Annotated in this window: 17 protein-coding genes; 7 read left to right on the top strand and 10 right to left on the bottom strand. The window is 73.0% G+C overall.

Annotated elements, in window-relative coordinates:
- Nucleotides 1–6 precede the first annotated feature (6 nt).
- Nucleotides 7–999 carry an NADPH:quinone reductase gene (locus tag AB0N17_RS05720; RefSeq protein WP_366009849.1) on the bottom strand — a complete coding sequence of 331 codons (993 nt, stop codon included), beginning with the start codon at nt 997–999 and terminating at the stop codon, nt 7–9.
- 124 nt (nt 1,000–1,123) lie between these two features.
- Here AB0N17_RS05720 and AB0N17_RS05725 point away from each other — a divergent pair, with 124 nt between their 5' ends.
- Both AB0N17_RS05725 and AB0N17_RS05730 read left to right on the top strand, forming a co-directional pair.
- The gene (locus tag AB0N17_RS05725; RefSeq protein ID WP_366009850.1) at nt 1,124–2,032 is read left to right on the top strand and encodes a poly-gamma-glutamate hydrolase family protein; all 909 of its coding nucleotides are present in this window, start codon (nt 1,124–1,126) and stop codon (nt 2,030–2,032) included.
- A gap of 18 nt (nt 2,033–2,050) precedes the next feature.
- A complete protein-coding gene (locus AB0N17_RS05730; RefSeq protein WP_366009851.1) occupies nt 2,051–2,476 on the top strand; it encodes a contact-dependent growth inhibition system immunity protein in 426 nt (141 codons plus the stop codon).
- Here AB0N17_RS05730 and AB0N17_RS05735 read toward each other — a convergent pair.
- Together AB0N17_RS05735 and AB0N17_RS05740 are read right to left on the bottom strand one after the other, a co-directional pair.
- Complete coding sequence (locus AB0N17_RS05735) at nt 2,469–3,215, bottom strand: VCBS repeat-containing protein (protein WP_366009852.1); 747 nt, start codon at nt 3,213–3,215, stop codon at nt 2,469–2,471. The two genes, AB0N17_RS05730 and AB0N17_RS05735, sit on opposite strands and share 8 nt — an antisense overlap.
- A 59-nt stretch (nt 3,216–3,274) precedes the next feature.
- Nucleotides 3,275–4,768 carry a long-chain fatty acid--CoA ligase gene (locus AB0N17_RS05740; protein WP_366009853.1) on the bottom strand — a complete coding sequence of 498 codons (1,494 nt, stop codon included), beginning with the start codon at nt 4,766–4,768 and terminating at the stop codon, nt 3,275–3,277.
- A gap of 160 nt (nt 4,769–4,928) precedes the next feature.
- Between AB0N17_RS05740 and AB0N17_RS05745 the strand changes: the two genes are divergently transcribed.
- A complete protein-coding gene (locus AB0N17_RS05745) occupies nt 4,929–6,095 on the top strand; it encodes a helix-turn-helix domain-containing protein (RefSeq protein ID WP_366009854.1) in 1,167 nt (388 codons plus the stop codon).
- Nucleotides 6,096–6,120: 25 nt separating this feature from the next.
- Here AB0N17_RS05745 and AB0N17_RS05750 read toward each other — a convergent pair whose 3' ends face one another.
- The gene (locus AB0N17_RS05750) at nt 6,121–6,873 is read right to left on the bottom strand and encodes a class I SAM-dependent methyltransferase (protein ID WP_366009855.1); all 753 of its coding nucleotides are present in this window, start codon (nt 6,871–6,873) and stop codon (nt 6,121–6,123) included.
- A 159-nt stretch (nt 6,874–7,032) separates the two neighbouring features.
- Nucleotides 7,033–7,698, bottom strand: a complete 666-nt coding sequence (locus tag AB0N17_RS05755; RefSeq protein ID WP_366009856.1) for a ScbR family autoregulator-binding transcription factor — start codon at nt 7,696–7,698, stop codon at nt 7,033–7,035.
- A gap of 131 nt (nt 7,699–7,829) precedes the next feature.
- Here AB0N17_RS05755 and AB0N17_RS05760 point away from each other — a divergent pair, with 131 nt between their 5' ends.
- Complete coding sequence (locus AB0N17_RS05760) at nt 7,830–8,813, top strand: DUF1731 domain-containing protein (protein WP_366009857.1); 984 nt, start codon at nt 7,830–7,832, stop codon at nt 8,811–8,813.
- Here AB0N17_RS05760 and AB0N17_RS05765 read toward each other — a convergent pair whose 3' ends face one another.
- The 4 genes from AB0N17_RS05765 to AB0N17_RS05780 all read right to left on the bottom strand — a co-directional run bounded on the left by AB0N17_RS05765 (nt 8,814) and on the right by AB0N17_RS05780 (nt 12,224).
- Nucleotides 8,814–9,587: a VOC family protein gene (locus AB0N17_RS05765; protein WP_366009858.1), complete on the bottom strand. Its 774-nt coding sequence runs from the start codon at nt 9,585–9,587 to the stop codon at nt 8,814–8,816.
- 126 nt (nt 9,588–9,713) lie between these two features.
- Entirely contained in the window at nt 9,714–10,931 is a 1,218-nt protein-coding gene (locus tag AB0N17_RS05770) for an MFS transporter (protein ID WP_366009859.1), read from the bottom strand.
- A complete protein-coding gene (locus tag AB0N17_RS05775) occupies nt 10,928–11,275 on the bottom strand; it encodes a DUF190 domain-containing protein (protein ID WP_366009860.1) in 348 nt (115 codons plus the stop codon). The genes AB0N17_RS05770 and AB0N17_RS05775 overlap by 4 nt, the downstream gene beginning before the upstream one ends.
- Before the next feature lie 100 nt (nt 11,276–11,375).
- Entirely contained in the window at nt 11,376–12,224 is an 849-nt protein-coding gene (locus tag AB0N17_RS05780; protein WP_366009862.1) for an RNA polymerase sigma factor SigF, read from the bottom strand.
- A 167-nt stretch (nt 12,225–12,391) separates the two neighbouring features.
- On the opposite strand from AB0N17_RS05780, the gene AB0N17_RS05785 reads away from it, so the two are divergent.
- From AB0N17_RS05785 to AB0N17_RS05795, 3 genes are all read left to right on the top strand, one after another.
- Entirely contained in the window at nt 12,392–13,261 is an 870-nt protein-coding gene (locus AB0N17_RS05785) for a class II glutamine amidotransferase (protein WP_366009932.1), read from the top strand.
- 266 nt (nt 13,262–13,527) lie between these two features.
- Complete coding sequence (locus AB0N17_RS05790) at nt 13,528–14,373, top strand: DUF1206 domain-containing protein (RefSeq protein WP_366009863.1); 846 nt, start codon at nt 13,528–13,530, stop codon at nt 14,371–14,373.
- An 86-nt stretch (nt 14,374–14,459) separates the two neighbouring features.
- The gene (locus tag AB0N17_RS05795; RefSeq protein WP_366009864.1) at nt 14,460–14,693 is read left to right on the top strand and encodes a hypothetical protein; all 234 of its coding nucleotides are present in this window, start codon (nt 14,460–14,462) and stop codon (nt 14,691–14,693) included.
- Between the two features lie 36 nt (nt 14,694–14,729).
- On the opposite strand, the gene AB0N17_RS05800 is transcribed toward AB0N17_RS05795, so the two are convergent.
- Entirely contained in the window at nt 14,730–16,442 is a 1,713-nt protein-coding gene (locus tag AB0N17_RS05800; RefSeq protein WP_366009865.1) for an LCP family protein, read from the bottom strand.
- Nucleotides 16,443–16,625: the final 183 nt, after the last annotated feature.

Genomic DNA, 16,625 nt, shown 5'->3' on the forward strand with positions numbered 1-16,625 from the left:
CCGGCGTCAGCCCGTGACCGGCAGGTCCGGGCGCAGCACCGGGCGGACGCCGTGCAGTGCGCCCTCCTCCATCCGTGCGTGCACGTCGGCCGCCGCCCGCAGCGGAAAGACCTCGACGGTCCGCGGGCGCAGGTCACCCCCGGCGAGCAGGTCGTTGACGTACGCGGCGGCCTCGGCCAGTTCGTCGGGGCTGGCGTGGGAGATGACGAACCCCACGACGGAGCGGTCGTTCGTGTACAGCGCCCCGGCGGGCAGCACGGGGCGGCTGCGGGCACCGGCCAGCAGCACCACGCGACCCCGGCGGGCGAGCAGGTCGACCGTGTTCTCCAGGTCGTTGACGCCCGCCGTGTCCACCAGGACGTCGATGCCGGACGGCGCCGCCTCGCGGATCTTCCGGATCAGGTCCGGGTCCCGGTAGTCGAAGACCTGCTCGGCGCCCCGCTCCGCGCAGTACGCCCCGTCGCGGGCGCCGGCGGTCGCGAGGACACGGGCGCCGGCCCGCACCGCCATCGTCACCAGCGCGCTGCCGACGTTGCCCGCGGCGCCCGCGACCAGCACCGTCTCGCCCACGCGGAACCGCCCGTGCACGAACAGGGCGAGATAGGCGGTCGCCGCCGGATGGAACGCCGCCACCGCGGCGTACGGATCGACGCCGGCGGGCAGGTGGTAGAGCCGGCCGGCCGCCACCACGGCCTGCTCCGCCGCCGCGCCCTGCCGGCCGTCGTGCCCGAGACTGTTGCACCACACCAGGTCCCCGGGGCGGAAGCCGGTGACGCCCGGGCCCGCCTCGGCGACCGTGCCGACCAGATCCCGCCCGATGACGAAGGGAAAGTCCATCGGGGTGGCGAAGGCGCCGGACCGGACGAAGGTGTCCACCGGGTTGACCGTGGTGGCGAGGACGTTCACCAGGACATCGGTGGGACCGGGCCGCGGGGCGGTGATCTCGCCGTAGCGGATGACGCCCGCCGAGCCCACCTCTTCGATGTACGCAGCACGCATGAAGCCGCATTCTGCCACCGGCACCCCAAGTAGCCGCGCCGCGGCACACCTTGGCCCGGCTTCACCGAAGTCCGTGCCGGGGCCCCGGCGCGAACGCCGTCCCTCCGTGATGCAGGATCAGTCCATGACCAACACCAGCAGACGCACCGTCCTCGCCTCCGTCGCCGCCGTCGCCGCGGCCCTGCCCACCGTCAACGCCGTGATGGGCAACGGCGCCACGCCGGCCGCGGCAGCCGACCTGTACGGATCCAACACCGAGCTGTACACCAAGACCGCGGCCAAGGAGGGCACCGACTGGCAGCGCCGGTTCCGGATCGGCGCTCCGGCGCAGCTCACGGACAATGCCCGCAGCACGAGCAGCCCCGTCGGCAGCACGGCGGTGATCGCACCGCACGGCGGCGGGATAGAGGCGGGCACCAGCGAGCTGTGCCTGGCCGTCGCCGGTTACACGCCCTTCGACGTGGGCATCGACCCGGCGACCGCGGCGGTGGCGGGAGAGCCGCAGCGGGACTACTGGATGTTCGAGGCGCTGGCCAACTCGTCCTCGCAGCACGTCACCGCCACCCACTGCGACGACCCGGCCGCCCTCGCCGTCTGCGCCAACAACCTGTACGCCGTCTCGCTGCACGGCTTCGACGACACGACCGTCAAGAAGATCAACATCGGCGGCCGGGACGAGCGGCTCAAGCGCAACCTGCTGGCGGCCTTCACGAAGTACGGTCTGACCTCGCCCGCGAGCAACCCCGACTGGAACGTGACCGTCGTCTTCGCGGGCGCCACCGACCCCATCAACGGCGACGACCCGGCCAACATCGCCAACCGCACCCGCACCGGCGCCGGCGCCCAGCTGGAACTGTCCACGGCGCTGCGCAGCGCGATGTTCGGTGACTTCTCCGGCGCGGCCAAGCGCAGGGCGACGGCCGGCGTGCCGAGCACCGACAGCCCCTACGCCGACCACTTCTGGACCGGTTTCGTGAGTGCCGTCCGCGAGGCGGTCAAGAACCACGAGCTCGGCCTCGACTCCCTCTCGTGACCTGGGCAGGAGGCTCCCGTGAACCGTCTGCTCCACCTCGGTCGCACGCTCGACGAGCTGGACCCGCCCCGCTGGACGCCTCCTGCAGGTGACGCGACCCCCTTGGTACGCAAGGTGCATGCGTTGCGGCGCGTTCCGCTGGGCGAACTCGGTCCGGCGGATCTGCGCACCCTCGTCTCGCAGCAGGTGGCGCTGCCGTACGTCCTTCCCCTCGCGGTGCGCCTGCTGCTTCAGGAGCCGCTGCTCGACGCGTACTTCTACGAGGGTGACCTGCTGCTCGCCGTCGTCGGCGCACCCGCCGCGGCCTGGGCCCCGCTGCCGGACCTCGCCGCCCGGTTGCGTACCGTGATCACGGCACTGCCGCGGACGGCGGTCGACGGCCTGCCCCGCGGCGCGGCCGGAGAGATCGCTCGCTTCGTCGCGCGGCCCGGCGCGGCTACCTGACCGCCCGCGAGCCCGCCGAGGGGGCGTGCGCCGGGCACGGCGGGTAGAACGGGGCGAGGCCGGAGTGCGGGAGTACGGCGGGCGGCCGGTATCCGGTGGCCTCCTGGTCCGTGGTGTGGCTGCGGGTGTCGGGGCCCAGGCCGGTGCCCGCGCCGCCGAGGCGGGCCTGGGTCTCGTAGGTGCCGTCGCCGCTGTAGGTGTACGCCGCCAGGTCGGGGTGGCGGTCGTGGTCGTAGTCGGCTACGGCGATGTCCTTCGTGGCCTCCAGGTCGAGCGGCACGATCCGCTGTCCGCGCCCCGCGTCGGAGAAGGGGCCGAGCCGCAGCTCGGCGACGCGGGGCGGGACCGGGTCGTCGCCGCCCTGTTCCTCGCCGGCCACGACGACCAGGTCGGCCCAGCCGTCCTGGTCGAAGTCCGCCACGGCGGCGCTCACGTACTCCTGGCGGCCCCCGGTGCGGTCGGCCAGCGCGCGTGCCGTGACGGTCGCCTCGCGGGCCGAGCCGACGGAGAAGGTGACGGTCAGCCCGGCGCCGCGGTGCGACGGATCGTCGACGCGGTCGGGCAGGCCGTCGGCGTTCACGTCGGCGATCAGCTCCCCCGCCCCGGTCACACACGCCGCGACGGCGGACGGCCCGGTGGGCCGCGCCGGGGCGTTCCCCCGGGAGTCCTCGCATCCGGCGAAGAGCAGCAGGCCGACCCCGACCAGAGCTCCGCGCTTGAGCCGTCTCGTGTACCGCACCGCAGCGATCGTAGTCAGCGGCCGCTGCGGGCACGCGCCGGGTCGGGGGTTCCGGTCCGTCAGACGAGCGGGGCGGCGATCTCCCGCTTGAGGATCTTGCCGCTGGGGCCCATCGGCAGGGCGTCCGTCAGCCAGATCCGGCGCGGGTACTTGTAGGCGGCGACCCGGTCGCGGACGAACCGCTGGAGTTCCCCGGGGTCGGCCTGGGCCCCGGGGCGCAGGACGACCGCCGCCGCGATCTCCTCGCCGAGCCGCTCGTCCGGCACACCGAGGACCGCGGCGAGGGCCACCGCGGGGTGCTCGTGCAGGACCTCCTCGATCTCGCGCGGGTAGACGTTGTAACCGCCGCGGATGATGAGGTCCTTCTTCCGGTCGACGATGTACAGGTATCCGTCCTCGTCCTGGCGGGCCAGGTCGCCGGTGCGCAGCCAGCCGTCGGGGATGGTGGCGGCGGTCTCCTCGGGCCGGTTCCAGTACTCCTTCATCAGGTTCGGTCCGCGGACGGCCAGTTCGCCGACCTCTCCCGGCGCGATGTCACGGCCGGTGTCGTCGAGCAGCCGCACCTCGACGTCGCGGATGGGGGTGCCGATGGATCCGGCCTTGCGCGGCCGGTCGGAGTGGTTGAAGGTGACGACCGGGCTGGTCTCCGACATGCCGAAGCCCTCCAGCACCATGCAGCCGAATCGCCGTTCGAAGCCGTGCAGGACCTCCACCGGCAAGGAGGCGCCGCCCGAGACGCACATGCGCACGCTGCTCACGTCGGCCGCGTCGGCGCCCGGGTGCTGGAGCAGCGCGGCGTACATCGTGGGCACGCCCGCGAAGACGGTCGCCCGGTCGCGGGCGATGGCGTCGAGCACCGTCTGCGGGTCGAAGCGGGGGACGAGGACGAGCGCCGCCCCGCTGCGGACGGCGACGTTCATGGTGCAGGTCTGGCCGAAGATGTGGAACAGCGGCAGACAGCCGACGATCACGTCCTCGGACGTCAGGCGCTGGACCTCGCTGACGCTGACGTCGGTGTTGTGGCGGAGCCCGGCGTGGGTGAGGGCGGCGCCCTTGGGGCGGCCGGTGGTGCCGGAGGTGTAGAGCAGGACGGCGATGTCGTCCCCGGCGGCGGTGGTCACCTCGTACCGCGGCTCCAGCGGCGCCAGTTCGGCGGCGAGGGCGGCGGGTTCGACCGCCAGGTGCCGCACCCCCGCGGCGGCCGCGCCCGCGGCGCCCTCGCCGGGCGCCCGGTGCCATTCGAAGAGCAGCACGGCGCCGGAGTCGCGCAGGTGGTACTCCGTCTCCCGTTCCTTCAGCAGCGGGTTCATCGGTACGACGATGCCGCCGGCGCGGAGGACGGCGTAGTACAGGACGACGAACTCGGGGACGTTCGGCAGCATCAGGGCGACCCGGTCGCCGCTGCGCAGGCCCTCGGTGCGCAGCAGGGTGGCGGCCTGGGCGCTCAGCCGGTCCAGCTCGGCGTAGCTGAGGGACGCCGTCCCCAGCCGCAGCGCCGGCCGGTCGGGCAGACGGCGTGCCGTCTCCACCAGAAAGTCCGCCAGATTGGCCATGATGCCTCCTCGCACGCAGCTCCGGGCGCTCACGAAAGTCCCCTCCGTCAACGCTCACGGCATGCTGGCCCGCGCGATCGCGGCCGTCCATGGTCACGCGGACAGCTCACCCGCCCTGGCCTTGTTCCCGGGAACAAACGAGCGGTCGTACGCTGCGGGTATGAGTCTGCCGAATGTGGGTGCGGCGCTGCGGACGCGGCTGCCGGAGCTGGGTGAGCGGATGGCCGAGCGGATCCGGGCCGAGGTCGAGTCGTACGCGGACGACTCGCTGATCCCGTCCGACTCGCTCCGGGAGTCCTGCGAGGGCAACGCCGATCTGCTCCTCGGACGGTTCGCGTTCGGTGCGGGGCCGGACGTGGGGGCGGCCCTGCAGACCGGGCGGCTGCGCGCCGAGCAGGGTGTGCCGCTGGCGGACACGCTGCACGCCTACCGGGTGGGTTTCGAGTTCCTGTGGTCGGAGCTGGTCGAGGAGGCCCGTCGGCATCCGGAGGTCACGGACGCGGAACTCGTGGCGGGGTCGTCGGAGATCTGGGCCCTGTTCGGCCGGTACGCCGAGGCGGTGGCAGCCGCCTACCGGGAAGCGAGTGCGGAGCTGGCGCTGCAGCGTGAGGCGCGCCGGTCGGCGCTGGCCGAGGCCCTGTTCACGGGCGCCCTCGCGGACCGGACGACGCCGTGGGAGGCGGCCCGGCAGCTGGGCCTGCCGGAGCGCGGCCCGTACGCGGTCGTGGCCGCCGCCGTGCCGGATCCCGGCCAGGAGCCGCTGCCCGGGATCGAGACGGCACTGCGCCGAGCCGGTGTGCCGTCGGTCTGGCGGCTGCTGCCCGACCAGCAGATCGGCCTGGTCTCACTCGCCCACCGTGATGCGGAGACGGTGAGTCTGCGGGCGCTGCGCCGACGGCGCGCACGCGTGGGGATCAGCCCCACGTTCGACACGCTCCGGGACACCCCGCAGGCCCTGCGGTTCGCCCGGCTGGCGCTGGCCGGGCTGCCGGGCGAGGAGCCGGGCGTCACGCGCTTCGACGACAGCCCGCTGGCCATGCTGGTCGCGGCGGCCCCCGCGGAGGCGAGCCGTCTGGTGGAGGTCTCCCTGGGCCCGCTGCTGGAACTGCCCGCGCCGGAGCGCGCACGGCTGCTGCAGACGCTGGGGCAGTGGTTCACCGCGGGAGGCGTGGCGGCGGAGGCCGCGGAGCGGCTCTTCGTCCACCCGAACACGGTCCGCTACCGACTGCGCCGCGTCGAGGAACTGACCGGCCGCTCCCTGTCGGACCCGTCCGCCCTCGCCGACCTGGGCGCGGCCCTCTTCGCGCTGCGGCTGCTGCGCCGTTGAGAAGCGGCCGGCCCCGTGGGCGGGTTCACCCTCCGCGCGGGGCGGCGTCCAGCCGGTAGACGGACACATGGGAGCGGGACTCGGCGGTGAATGCGGCCCCGGACCAGTCCGCGTGCCTGGACTCCAGCGCGAAACCGGCCAGTTGGGCCATGAGGTCGAGTTCGGCCGGCCAGATGTAGCGGTGGGGGCTGCGGTACAGCCGGGCCTGCTCGGTGTCGTCGAAGCGGAAGTGGTGCGAGACGACGTGCTGGCGCAGGATGTCGTAGGTGTCCAGGCCGATGTAGTCGGCGTCGGTGCGCCAGACGGTGGCCTGCCGGCCCGGTGGGATGGTGCGCAGCCCGGGCACCCACAGTTCGATCACGAACCGGCCGCCGGGGGCGAGATGGCGGGCCGCGTTGCGGAAGCACTCGACCTGCTCGGCCTGGGTGAGCAGGTTGGAGATCGTGTTGTAGACGAGATAGACGAGGCTGAAACGGCCCGGGGCGACGGTGGTCGCCATGTCGCCCACGATCACGGGGAGGGTCGCCTCGTCCGCCTTGGTGCGCAGCTGCTCCACCATCGACGGTGACAACTCGATGCCGGTGACGGGCACTCCGCGTCCGGCGAGCGGTACGCCGACGCGCCCGGTCCCGATGGCGAACTCCAGCGCCGCGCCGCCTCCCGCCAGCTCGGCGAGCCGTGCCACCGCCGGATCCAGAACCTCGGGCGCGAACATGCCCGTTCCGGGTGTGTCGTAGCGCCGGGCGGTCTCGGCCCCCCAGATGTCCTCCTGCCGCATTCCGTCCACGCTGACGGCCGGGCCGCACGGTGTCCACCGATTTACCGGGCCCGCACCCGCGGTTGGTTCCCCGTGGTGGAGCGTCGTCGTACGAGACCGGAAAACCGACTCAGCGGTTTGGAAAGCGCCGCCGAAGGCGGGCCCGGACCGGCTCCTGCGTCAGCTGTCGGCGCCGACGAGGTCCGCCGCCGCCTTCCGTTCCGCCTCGGCGATCACCCGGGCCCCCCGGTCCGGGGCGGTGTCGAGCCGGATGAGCACCGAGGGTGCGGCTATCGCGGGGAGGAGGTGGTTGAAGAGCGCCGACACGCGGTCGTCGAGGTCGGCCCATCCGGCGACCGCCTGCGAGACGAACTGCACGCCGATCCAGGCCCCGAGGAAGACCTGCGCGGTCTCCTGGGGCACCACGTGCTGGAGCACCTCACCGCGCTCCTTGGCCTCCGTCAGTACGGCCGCGGTCAGTTCGGCCCAGGCCGGCCAGGCGCTGCCGAAGACCTCGCGCCCCTGCAGGTCGGCCGAGAGCCGGACCCCGGCGAGCAACATCGGTTCCCGGGGCAGGCGTTCGGCCAGGGTCATGCCCGCGTCCACCCACTCCTGCAGCTTCAGTTCCCGGGGCAGGTGGTACGCGGTCGTCATCTGCTCCTGCAACACGCCTTGGGCGAGGGCCGCTTTGGAGTCGAAGTGGAAGTACAGGGCGCCCTTGGTCACCCCGGCCCGGGTGAGGATCTCGGCGATGGTCGCCGCCGCGTAACCGCGTTCGGCGAAGACCGCGGCGGCGGCCTCCAGAACAGCACGCCGGGTCCGGACGGCTCGCTCCTGCTGCGCCATGGACCCTCCTCAAGCTGAAAATTAAACCAAACAGCGCGTACCCTACCGCAGCCCTTCAACGACCGGGCGACCCGTATTTGAACGCGTTCAAAACTATGGTTAGGCTGTGCCCACCAAGCCGAGGGGGCTCGATGAAGGTAGTGCTGGCCGGGGGAACCGGACAGGTGGGCGGGATCCTGGACCGTGCGCTGACGGCGGCCGGTCATGAGGTCGCGGTGCTGACCCGGCGCCCGGCGCGGGAGCGCGACATCGGGTGGGACGGCGTCACGCTCGGCCGTTGGGCCGGGGCCGTCGACGGCAGCGATGTCGTGATCAACCTGGCCGGGCGCAGCGTCTCGTGCCGCTACACCCCCGGGAACCTGCGGGCCATGATGGACTCCCGGGTGGACTCGGCCCGGGTGGTCGGCGAGGCCGTCGCCGCCGCGGCCCGGCCGCCGCGCGTCTGGCTGCAGATGAGTACGGCCACGGTTTACGCCCACCGCTTCGACGCGCCGCACGACGAGGCGACCGGCGTGATCGGCGGCTCGGAGCCGGGAGTTCCGGACTACTGGGCGTACAGCGTCGAGATCGCGAAGAACTGGGAGCGCGCGCAGGCCGAGGCGCGCACACCGGCGACCCGGAAGGTCGCACTGCGCTCGGCGATGGTCATGAGCCCGGACCGGGGCGGGGTGTTCGACGTCCTGCTGTGGCTGGCGCGGCTGGGACTGGGCGGCCCGGTGGCCGGCGGCGCGCAGTACGTGTCCTGGATCCACGACGAGGACTTCGTGCGGGCGGTGGAGTTGCTGATCGACCGGGACGACATCGAGGGGGCGGTGAACCTCGCCTCGCCCGGCCCGCTTCCGCAGCGGGAGTTCATGCGGGCGCTGCGCGCGGCCTGGGGCGTGCCGCTGGGGCTGCCCGCGACACGGTGGATGGCGGAGATCGGGGCGTTCGCGCTGCGCTCGGACACGGAGTTGCTGCTGAAGAGCCGCCGGGTGGTGCCCGGCCGGCTGCGCGCGGCCGGGTTCGACTTCCTGCACCCCGAGTGGCCGGAGGCCGCCGTGGACCTCGTCGGGCGCGCCAGGGCGCTGCGAGCGCACCGTCGGGCGGACCGGGGGGTGCCGGCCTCGCGGTGATCAGCCCTGCCGCGGGTCGGGCTTCAGTACGGCGAAGACCGCGTCGGCCGGGTCCGCCAGCCAGGCGATGCGTCCGACGTCGGGCACGTCCACGGCCGGCATCAGCACGGTCCCGCCGTTGTCCCGCACCGCCGCCGCGAGCGCGTCCGCGTCCGCGACGGCGAAGTACGGCACCCAGCGCGCCTCCTCCTGCTCGCCCTGCAGCTGGGCCACCCCGCCGAACGCGCCCTGCTGCTGGTCGCCTTCGCCGATGCTGAGCACCCGGTAGGTCATGCCGGGTGCCTGCATCTCCTCGAAGCGCCAGCCGAACAGGTTCTGGTAGAACCGGATCGCCGCCTCGGGGTCCGGGACGTGCAGCTCCACCCACACCAGCGTGTCGTCCTCGGAGGCCCGCTCCAGCCCCATCGCGGACTGCAGCACGGCGAACCGGGCGCCCTGCGGATCGGTGAACTGGGCCAGCCGGCCCTCCCCCACGCTGATCGGCGGGACGCGCACGCTGCCGCCGCCGTCGGCCACCTCCCGGGCGGTGGCCTCGACGTCGTCGGCGCGGAAGTACGCCGTCCAGGCCGGCCGGGCACCTTCCTCGGTGAGCGGTCCGAGCGCGGCGACCGTCCTGCCGTCCTTCTGGAAGAACCCGTACCCGCCCGCGTCGGGCCCCGCGGACACCAGGCGCCAGCCGAAGACGGCACCGTAGAAGGCGGCGGCCGCGTCCGTGTCCGGGGTACCGAGGTCGATCCAGACGGGGGATCCGGTGCGGAAGTCGGTGCCGAGCATGGGGAGGTCCTCCTGCGAGTCCGGGACGGAGCCCCGCCACTATGCCGATCCCGTCGCACCGGCCGGTCACGCCGCCCCGGGCCACCCGCGTGATTCACCCCGGTGCGGAGGGAATCCGGGACCGGCTCAGCGCCGGGTGGGCCGCAGGACCGCCAGCAGTGCCAGGGCGAGGATCTGGACGGCGACGACCGCCGTGATCAGCAGCGGGACCGAGATGCCGTACAGGCCTCCGGTCAGCGCGCCGCCGGCCAGGCTCGCCGCGCCCACGACACCGGCGAACAGACCGTAGGCGGTGGCCCGTCGTCCGCTCGGCACGAGGTCGGCGACCGTGGCGCGCAGCGTGGATTCCTGGATGCCCATGGCCGCGCCCCACACCAGCGAGCCGGCGACGGCGATCGTGGTCGTGCCGGTGAACGCCAGCAGCGCGACGGCCGCGGTCAGCACCGGCAGCGCCACCAGCACCCGCGGACCGTAGCGGTCGTACAGCCAGCCGGTGGCCAGGGCCGCCACGGCGTCCACGGCCATCGCCGCCGCGTAGAGCACCGGCACCCAGGTGGCGGTCAGGAGACGCCGCTCGACCAGGTGGTAGGAGAGCAGTCCGAACGTGGCGAAACCCGTCGTCGTGGCCGCGGTGAAGCCCGCGTAGGTCCAAAAGGCCCTCGGCAGCCGCCCGTTGTCCGTGGCGGGTCCGGCGGGGGCCGCGCCGTCCGCCTCACGTTCGTACGCCTGCGGGTCCGGTACCCGCGCCCGCAGCCACAGCAGGACTCCCAGCACGGCGACGCCCGGTACGGCCAGCACCCCGAGCGCCGGGCCGTAGTCACCGCCGGTCAGCGCGAGCATCCCGGCGACCAGCAGGGGGCCGATCAGGGCGCCGATCTGGTCCAGGGCCTCGTGCACGGCGAATCCGCGGCCGCGTCCGGTGGCCGCCGCCGCGTGCGAGAGCAGGGTGTCCTTCGCGGGGGAGCGCACCGCCTTGCCCACCCGCTCCGCGATCACCAGCGCGCACGCCGCCCACAGCACCCCGGTCACGCCCAGCAGCGGGACGGACAGCACGGTGAGGGCGTACCCGGCGATCGACAGGCCCCAGAAGCGGCCCGTGCGGTCGGCCAGCGGGCCGGAGACCAGTCGCAGCCCCAGGGCCGCGGCCTCACCGGCGCCGGTGACGACGCCGACCACCAGCGCGGACGCGCCCAGGGAGGCCAGCAGCGGGCCGGTGATCGAGCGCGCGCCCTCGTACACGATGTCCGCGAGCAGGCTGACCGTGCCGAACCAGACCACGAACCGCCAGGGCCCCATGCGCCGCGGGTGCAACGCCTCCGGCTCACCGGAGGCCACCGGGCTCACGCCTGCTCCTCCCGGCCGACGTACCGGATGACCTCGCAGTCGTCGAGCACGACCAGTCCCTCCCCGACCAGCTCGTCCAGCTGGGGCAGGAAGGCCCGCACCCGCTCCGCGGTGTCCACGATGACGATCGCCACCGGCAGGTCCTCGCTGAGCGACAGCAGCCGGGAGGTGTGGACCAGCGAGGAGGCGCCGAAGCCCTCCACGCCCCGGAACACGGAGGCGCCGGCCAGCCCGGCGTCGTGCGCGCGGTGCACGATCTCGCTGTACAGCGGCTTGCGATGCCAGGTGTCGTTCTCACCGATGAAGATCGTCACGCGCAGGGCACTGCCCGTCAGCCTTGTCACCGCTGCCTCCACTCGCCCGGGATCACAGCCGAGACCAGGCTAGCGCCCGGCCACGAACCGCGTGGCCGGGCGCCGGCCCGGTGACTCGGCGGACCTCGGGTCAGCGGGTGGTCAGCATGCCTTCCCGGAGGCGCTTGAGGGTGCGGGAGAGCAGCCGGGACACATGCATCTGGGAGACGCCGAGGCGGTCCCCGATGTCGGCCTGGGTCAGTTCCTCGACGAACCGCAGATGCAGGATCAGCCGGTCCCGCTGGTCCAGTTCGGCGATCAGCGGGGCCAGCGCGTGGAAGTCCTCCACCAGTTCCAGCGCCGCGTCCTCGGTTCCGATGAAGTTCTGCAGCGCGGCCTCGCCGTCCTCGCCGCCGCTGATCGCGGCGTCCAGGGAGGACGAGTTGTAGCCGTTGGACGCCAGCCGGGCCTCGACGACCTCCTCCTCGGACAGGCACATCAGCTCCGACAGCTCCCTGACCGTGGGCGTACGGCCCAGCCGGCTGCGCAGCTCCTCGGTGGCCCGCGCCAGCTGGACGCGGGCCTCCTGCAGACGCCGGGGGACGTGCACGGCCCAGGACGTGTCACGGAAGAACCGCTTGATCTCCCCCACGATGTACGGCACGGCGAAGGAGGTGAACTCCACCTCCCGGGAGATCTCGAACCGGTCGATCGCCTTGATCAGGCCGATCATGCCGACCTGGACGATGTCCTCCATCTCCTCCGGCCCCCGGCTGCGGAACCGGGCCGCCGCGAAGCGGACCAGGGACATGTTCATCTCGATGAGCGTGTTCCGGGCGTACTGGTAGTCGGCCGTGCCCTCCTCCATCACCGCCAACCGGTCGAAGAAAACCCTCGACAGCTCTCGGGCGTCCTGAGGAGCCACCGCGCAGGGGTCGTCGAGCCGGGGCAGCTCGGCGGCCGTCCGCGTGTCCTGGTCCGCCACGCTCAGCGGTGTCATGGTGTCACCCTCCCGAATCCGTCCGTCTGTGCCGTCCGTTGTCGACGACACGCCACGTACCCGGACACACGCTGTGCATGCCTCCTTCACGCGGGGCCGATGGCGCATGCTCTTCGGACGCACCTGTGACGGTTTCCGCCGGGAGACCGGTGACGAAGGAGGACGCCGTGTGCCGCCTGTTCGGGCTGATCAGCTCCCCCCTGCGCACGCACGCCACGTTCTGGCTGCTGGACGCTCCCGACAGTCTCAGCGCGCAGAGCCACCGCGAACCCGACGGCACCGGGCTGGGGTTCTTCGAGGCCGACGGCACACCGGAGGTGCACAAGGCGCCGATCGCCGCCTATGAGGACCGCGTCTTCGCCCGGGAGGCGCGGGAGGTGGAGTCGGCGGCCTTCCTCGCCCACATCCGCTACGCCTCGACCGGAGGCCTGGAGGTGCGCAACACCCATCCCTTCGAGCAGCACGGCCGGCTGTTCGCGCACAACGGCGTCATCGAGGGGCTCGACCTCCTCGACCGGCACCTCGGCGAGGACCGCTCACTGGTCCAGGGCGACACCGACTCCGAGCGCTTCTTCGCCCTGGTCACGCGGGAGACCACGGCGCACGGCGGCGATGTGTCCGCCGGACTCGTGACCGCGGCGCGGTGGGTCGCCGCCAACCTGCCGCTGTTCGCCCTCAACGTCATCCTGGTCACCGACGACGAGCTGTGGGCCCTGCGCTATCCCGCCACGCACGAGCTGTACGTCCTCGAGCGCCCGGCGGGCGGTCATCACGGGTCACGGCATCTCGACCACGCGGGCCGGAACGGGCATCTGCGCGTGCGCTCGGCGGCGCTGGGCGAGCGTCCTGCCGTGGTCGTGGCGAGCGAGCCCATGGACGAGAACCCGCGCTGGCGGCTCATGGCACCCGGCGAGCTGCTCCACGTCGACCGCGAGCTGCGCCTCACCTCATCGGTCGCCCTCCCCGACCCGCCGGCCCACCCGCTCACCCTCGCCGACCTGCGGCCCGCCGCCGCGGCTTCGCAACGTCCCGCTTAGGTTAGGGCCTTTCCTTCGGATCAGGCCGGCTCTGGCCGACGGCACTTCCCGGCCGCCCCGAGCGGGGTCTGGTGCGTGCAGCTGCAAGGCGGAGGAGGGAGCCAACGCGGAGCGTTGGGGACCGACGACAACGCCGCAGATGTGCGTGCCAGACCCCGCGCCCCCCGGCAAGATCCGAAGGAGAGGGCCTGGGGCCTTCCGTACGGGCGGACAGGAGCGTGCGGCGGAGCAGGTGTCGTAACGCGGCGCGGGGGCATCGGCGAGGTATGGATGCACACGCATGGGCACTGCGGGGGCGGGGCCGGGCCCGCCGGGCGGCCGACAGCACGGCGGTGGCCGTGGCGGCGCGGGCGGGCTTCGCCGCCCGGGGACTGATCTACGTCCTCGTGGGCGTCATCGCGCTGCGGATCGCCTTCGGTGACGACGGCGGCGGGCGGCAGGCCGACCGCGGCGGCGCCCTCGGAGAGCTGGCCGGCCGGCCCTTCGGGTCGGCGCTGCTGTGGATCGTGGGCGTCGCGCTCGCCGGCATGGCGCTGTGGCGGCTGTCGGAGGCGGTGGTCGGCGGGGCGGGGCCGGACGGTTCGAAGCCGCACAAGCGGGCGGCGGCCCTCGGCCGCTGTGTCTTCTACGTCTTCGTCTCCTTCTCGGTGCTGTCCTACGCGGCCGGGGACCGGGGCAGCGGCAGCGGGTCCTCGGACCGGCACACCGACGACGTGACCGCGACGGCACTGAAGTGGCCCGGCGGCCAGTGGCTCGTCGGTGTGGTGGGGGCCGCCGTGGTGATCGCGGGGCTGTGGATCTCGGTCCGCGCGGTGCGGCAGAGGTTCCGCGAGGACCTGCGCACCGGGGCCATGTCGCAGCGGACCGAGCGGGTCGTGAACTTGCTCGGCGTGACGGGCGGCGCGGCGCGCGGCGTCGTCTTCGCGGCCGCCGGGGTGTTCGCGGTGGTCGCGGCCGTCCGGCATCAGCCGGGCCGGGCCAAGGGCATGGACGACACCCTGCGGTCGTTCAGGGACCTGCCGGCCGGGCCCTGGCTGCTCGCCCTGATCGCGCTCGGCCTGGCCGCGTTCGGTCTCTTCTCCTGGTGCACGGCACGCTGGCGCAGGCTCTGAGCGGCCCGGGACGGCCGGCGTTCGGCGGCGGCCACCCGTGACCTGCCTCACTCACCGGAAACTTGCGCAACCCTTAAACTGTCGCCGTGGACACGACCGAGGTGACGGGCTGGGAGTCCGCGGTGCTCGACGGAGGACCCGCGGACGGACTGCGCATGAAGGTCGCCGACCGGCCCCGCGTGATCCAGGTGACGTGCCCGTGCCCGCTGGAGGGCGCGTCGCCCGACGGTGTGCGCGCCGAGGCGGTGTACCTCTACCGCCGGGACTACACCGTGACCGGGGAACCCCTGCGCTACGGCTTCGACATCGCCAGTCCCTGACGGCCCGCGGGGCGCGGTTCAGCCGGTCGCCCCGCCTCAGGAGTCGGAGTCGGGCTTGCCGCGCGCCGCCGCGTAGGCCTGGGTCGGTGTCATGGAGACGCCGTTGAGTTCGACCGTCTTGTAGGGGCTGACCTTGGCGCAGGTCTTGGCCTGGTCGGCGGTGGAGGCGTGGGCGCCGCCGACCGCGGTCTTCGTGTCGGCGGGTGACGCCGACGAACCGCCGCCCGGGTAGCCGTTCCCGCTCGGCCAGTCACTGCCGATCACCAGGGTCAGACCGGGGCCGGTGCCCTGCTTCAGGTGGGAGCCGGGCAGCCCGAGCGCCTTGGCGGCCGTCTTGGCCTCGGCCTTCTGGCCGGTGCCGTACGTGAGGGTCGTGGACGCCGCCGGGCTCGGGGCGTTGGCCGTGGTCGTGGCGGAGCTGAAGCCCTGGTCGGTCAGCGCGGCCGCGATGTCGGAGGCGCGACCGGTGACCGCGGTCCCGTTCTCCACGGTCACGGCGATCTGCGACGCGGGGACGGCCGAGGCGGTGGCCGTGGCCTTGGCGGTGGCGGAGGCCGCGGCGGACTTCTTGCCGGAACCGGTGGTCAGGGACTGGTCGTCGGCGATGGTGGAGAACAGGGTCTTGGCACCGGGGCCCACCACCACCCGGTTGGTGTCGTTCGGGTCGGCGCCGGTCTGCATGGTCGTGAAGGTGATCCGCTTGGTGGGGACCTTGTTCACGTCCGAGGCCAGCCCGACCAGCTTCTTGACGGTGCCGAGACCGTCGTCGACGGTCAGCGCCTTGGTGGCGGCGTCGGCAAGGTCGTAGACCGCCGTGGGGTCGGTGAGCGTGCCCGCGCTCTTGAACTTTCGGATCATCGCGCTGAGGAAGATGTGCTGGGAGATTGTGCGGCCCAGGTCGCTGCCGTCACCGAAGCCGTGCCGGGAGCGCACGAACTCCAGTGCCGCGACGCCCTTGAGGGTGTGGCCGCCCTTGGACAGCTTCAGATGCGAGTAGGTGTCGTAGACGTCGTTGCTGACGCACACGGAGACACCGCCGACCGCGTCGGACATCTTGACCACACCCGAGAAGTCGAGCTTGACGAAGTGGTCGATGGGGATCCCGGTGAGCTGGTGGACGGTGGCCACCTGGCAGGCGGGGCCGTACTGCAGGGCACTGTTGATCTGGCCGTAGTAGCCGTTCGTGGACTGGCCGGACTCACTGTCCTTGCAGGCGGGCACCCTGGTCATGGTGTCGCGCGGGATGCTCATCACCGTCGCGTTGGAGCGGTCGGCGGATATGTGCACCACCATCTGCACGTCCGCGTTGCTGCCGGTCTGCACACCGGTCTTCGAACAGCCGCCGCCGAGCTTGCAGTCGGCCTTGCTGGTCCGCCCGTCCGAGCCCATCACCAGGATGTTGATCGGGGTGCGGCCGAAGGCGTCGGCCTTCTCCGCGCCGCCCTTGCCGTCCAGCGAGACGCTGTGGATGTTGCCGTTCAGGTGCTGGTAGAACCACCAGCCCGCACCGGCGGTGACCACGACGAGGACGGACATGCATATCCCGATCGCCTTCAGGATCCGACGGCCGCGCCGCACCGGACGGGCCCGGCGCGCCCGCCTGCCACCGCCTGCCCGGGCGGCCGCCCGGGCCGCGGCCCGGCCGCCCGTCGGACGCGCCCCGTCGGACTCGGGAGCCCGCTGTCCGGGCACACGCGCGCTCCGGCTGCGCGTGGCCTGACCGGCGGGTCCGTCCCACGGGTCGCTCATCTCCCACTCCCCTGAACGGTCGGGCCCGTCAGGCCGGGCCGTCGGAGGGACAGCCGGGCGTGCGCGGCGGTGTTCGGCGGGCGGAGCGGCACTCCACCTCGCTTGCGTAGTTGCGCAATCTAACAAACCCGTGGCCCGAACAGCACAGATCCATACTCAATTCACAGGTGAGGCATGTCATGG

The organism is Streptomyces sp. NPDC051133 (assembly GCF_040682635.1).
GTDB lineage: Bacteria > Actinomycetota > Actinomycetes > Streptomycetales > Streptomycetaceae > Streptomyces.

What these genes read in the sequence shown, in the direction of transcription:
- AB0N17_RS05725 (WP_366009850.1), top strand. Translation starts at nt 1,124, where the DNA reads ATGACCAACACCAGCAGACGCACCGTCCTCGCCTCCGTCGCCGCCGTC.
- AB0N17_RS05760 (WP_366009857.1), top strand. Translation starts at nt 7,830, where the DNA reads ATGAAGGTAGTGCTGGCCGGGGGAACCGGACAGGTGGGCGGGATCCTG.
- AB0N17_RS05765 (WP_366009858.1), bottom strand. Translation starts at nt 9,587, where the DNA reads ATGCTCGGCACCGACTTCCGCACCGGATCCCCCGTCTGGATCGACCTC.
- AB0N17_RS05750 (WP_366009855.1), bottom strand. Translation starts at nt 6,873, where the DNA reads ATGCGGCAGGAGGACATCTGGGGGGCCGAGACCGCCCGGCGCTACGAC.
- AB0N17_RS05780 (WP_366009862.1), bottom strand. Translation starts at nt 12,224, where the DNA reads ATGACACCGCTGAGCGTGGCGGACCAGGACACGCGGACGGCCGCCGAG.
- AB0N17_RS05740 (WP_366009853.1), bottom strand. Translation starts at nt 4,768, where the DNA reads ATGGCCAATCTGGCGGACTTTCTGGTGGAGACGGCACGCCGTCTGCCC.
- AB0N17_RS05800 (WP_366009865.1), bottom strand. Translation starts at nt 16,442, where the DNA reads ATGAGCGACCCGTGGGACGGACCCGCCGGTCAGGCCACGCGCAGCCGG.
- AB0N17_RS05745 (WP_366009854.1), top strand. Translation starts at nt 4,929, where the DNA reads ATGAGTCTGCCGAATGTGGGTGCGGCGCTGCGGACGCGGCTGCCGGAG.
- AB0N17_RS05755 (WP_366009856.1), bottom strand. Translation starts at nt 7,698, where the DNA reads ATGGCGCAGCAGGAGCGAGCCGTCCGGACCCGGCGTGCTGTTCTGGAG.
- AB0N17_RS05720 (WP_366009849.1), bottom strand. Translation starts at nt 999, where the DNA reads ATGCGTGCTGCGTACATCGAAGAGGTGGGCTCGGCGGGCGTCATCCGC.
- AB0N17_RS05790 (WP_366009863.1), top strand. Translation starts at nt 13,528, where the DNA reads ATGGATGCACACGCATGGGCACTGCGGGGGCGGGGCCGGGCCCGCCGG.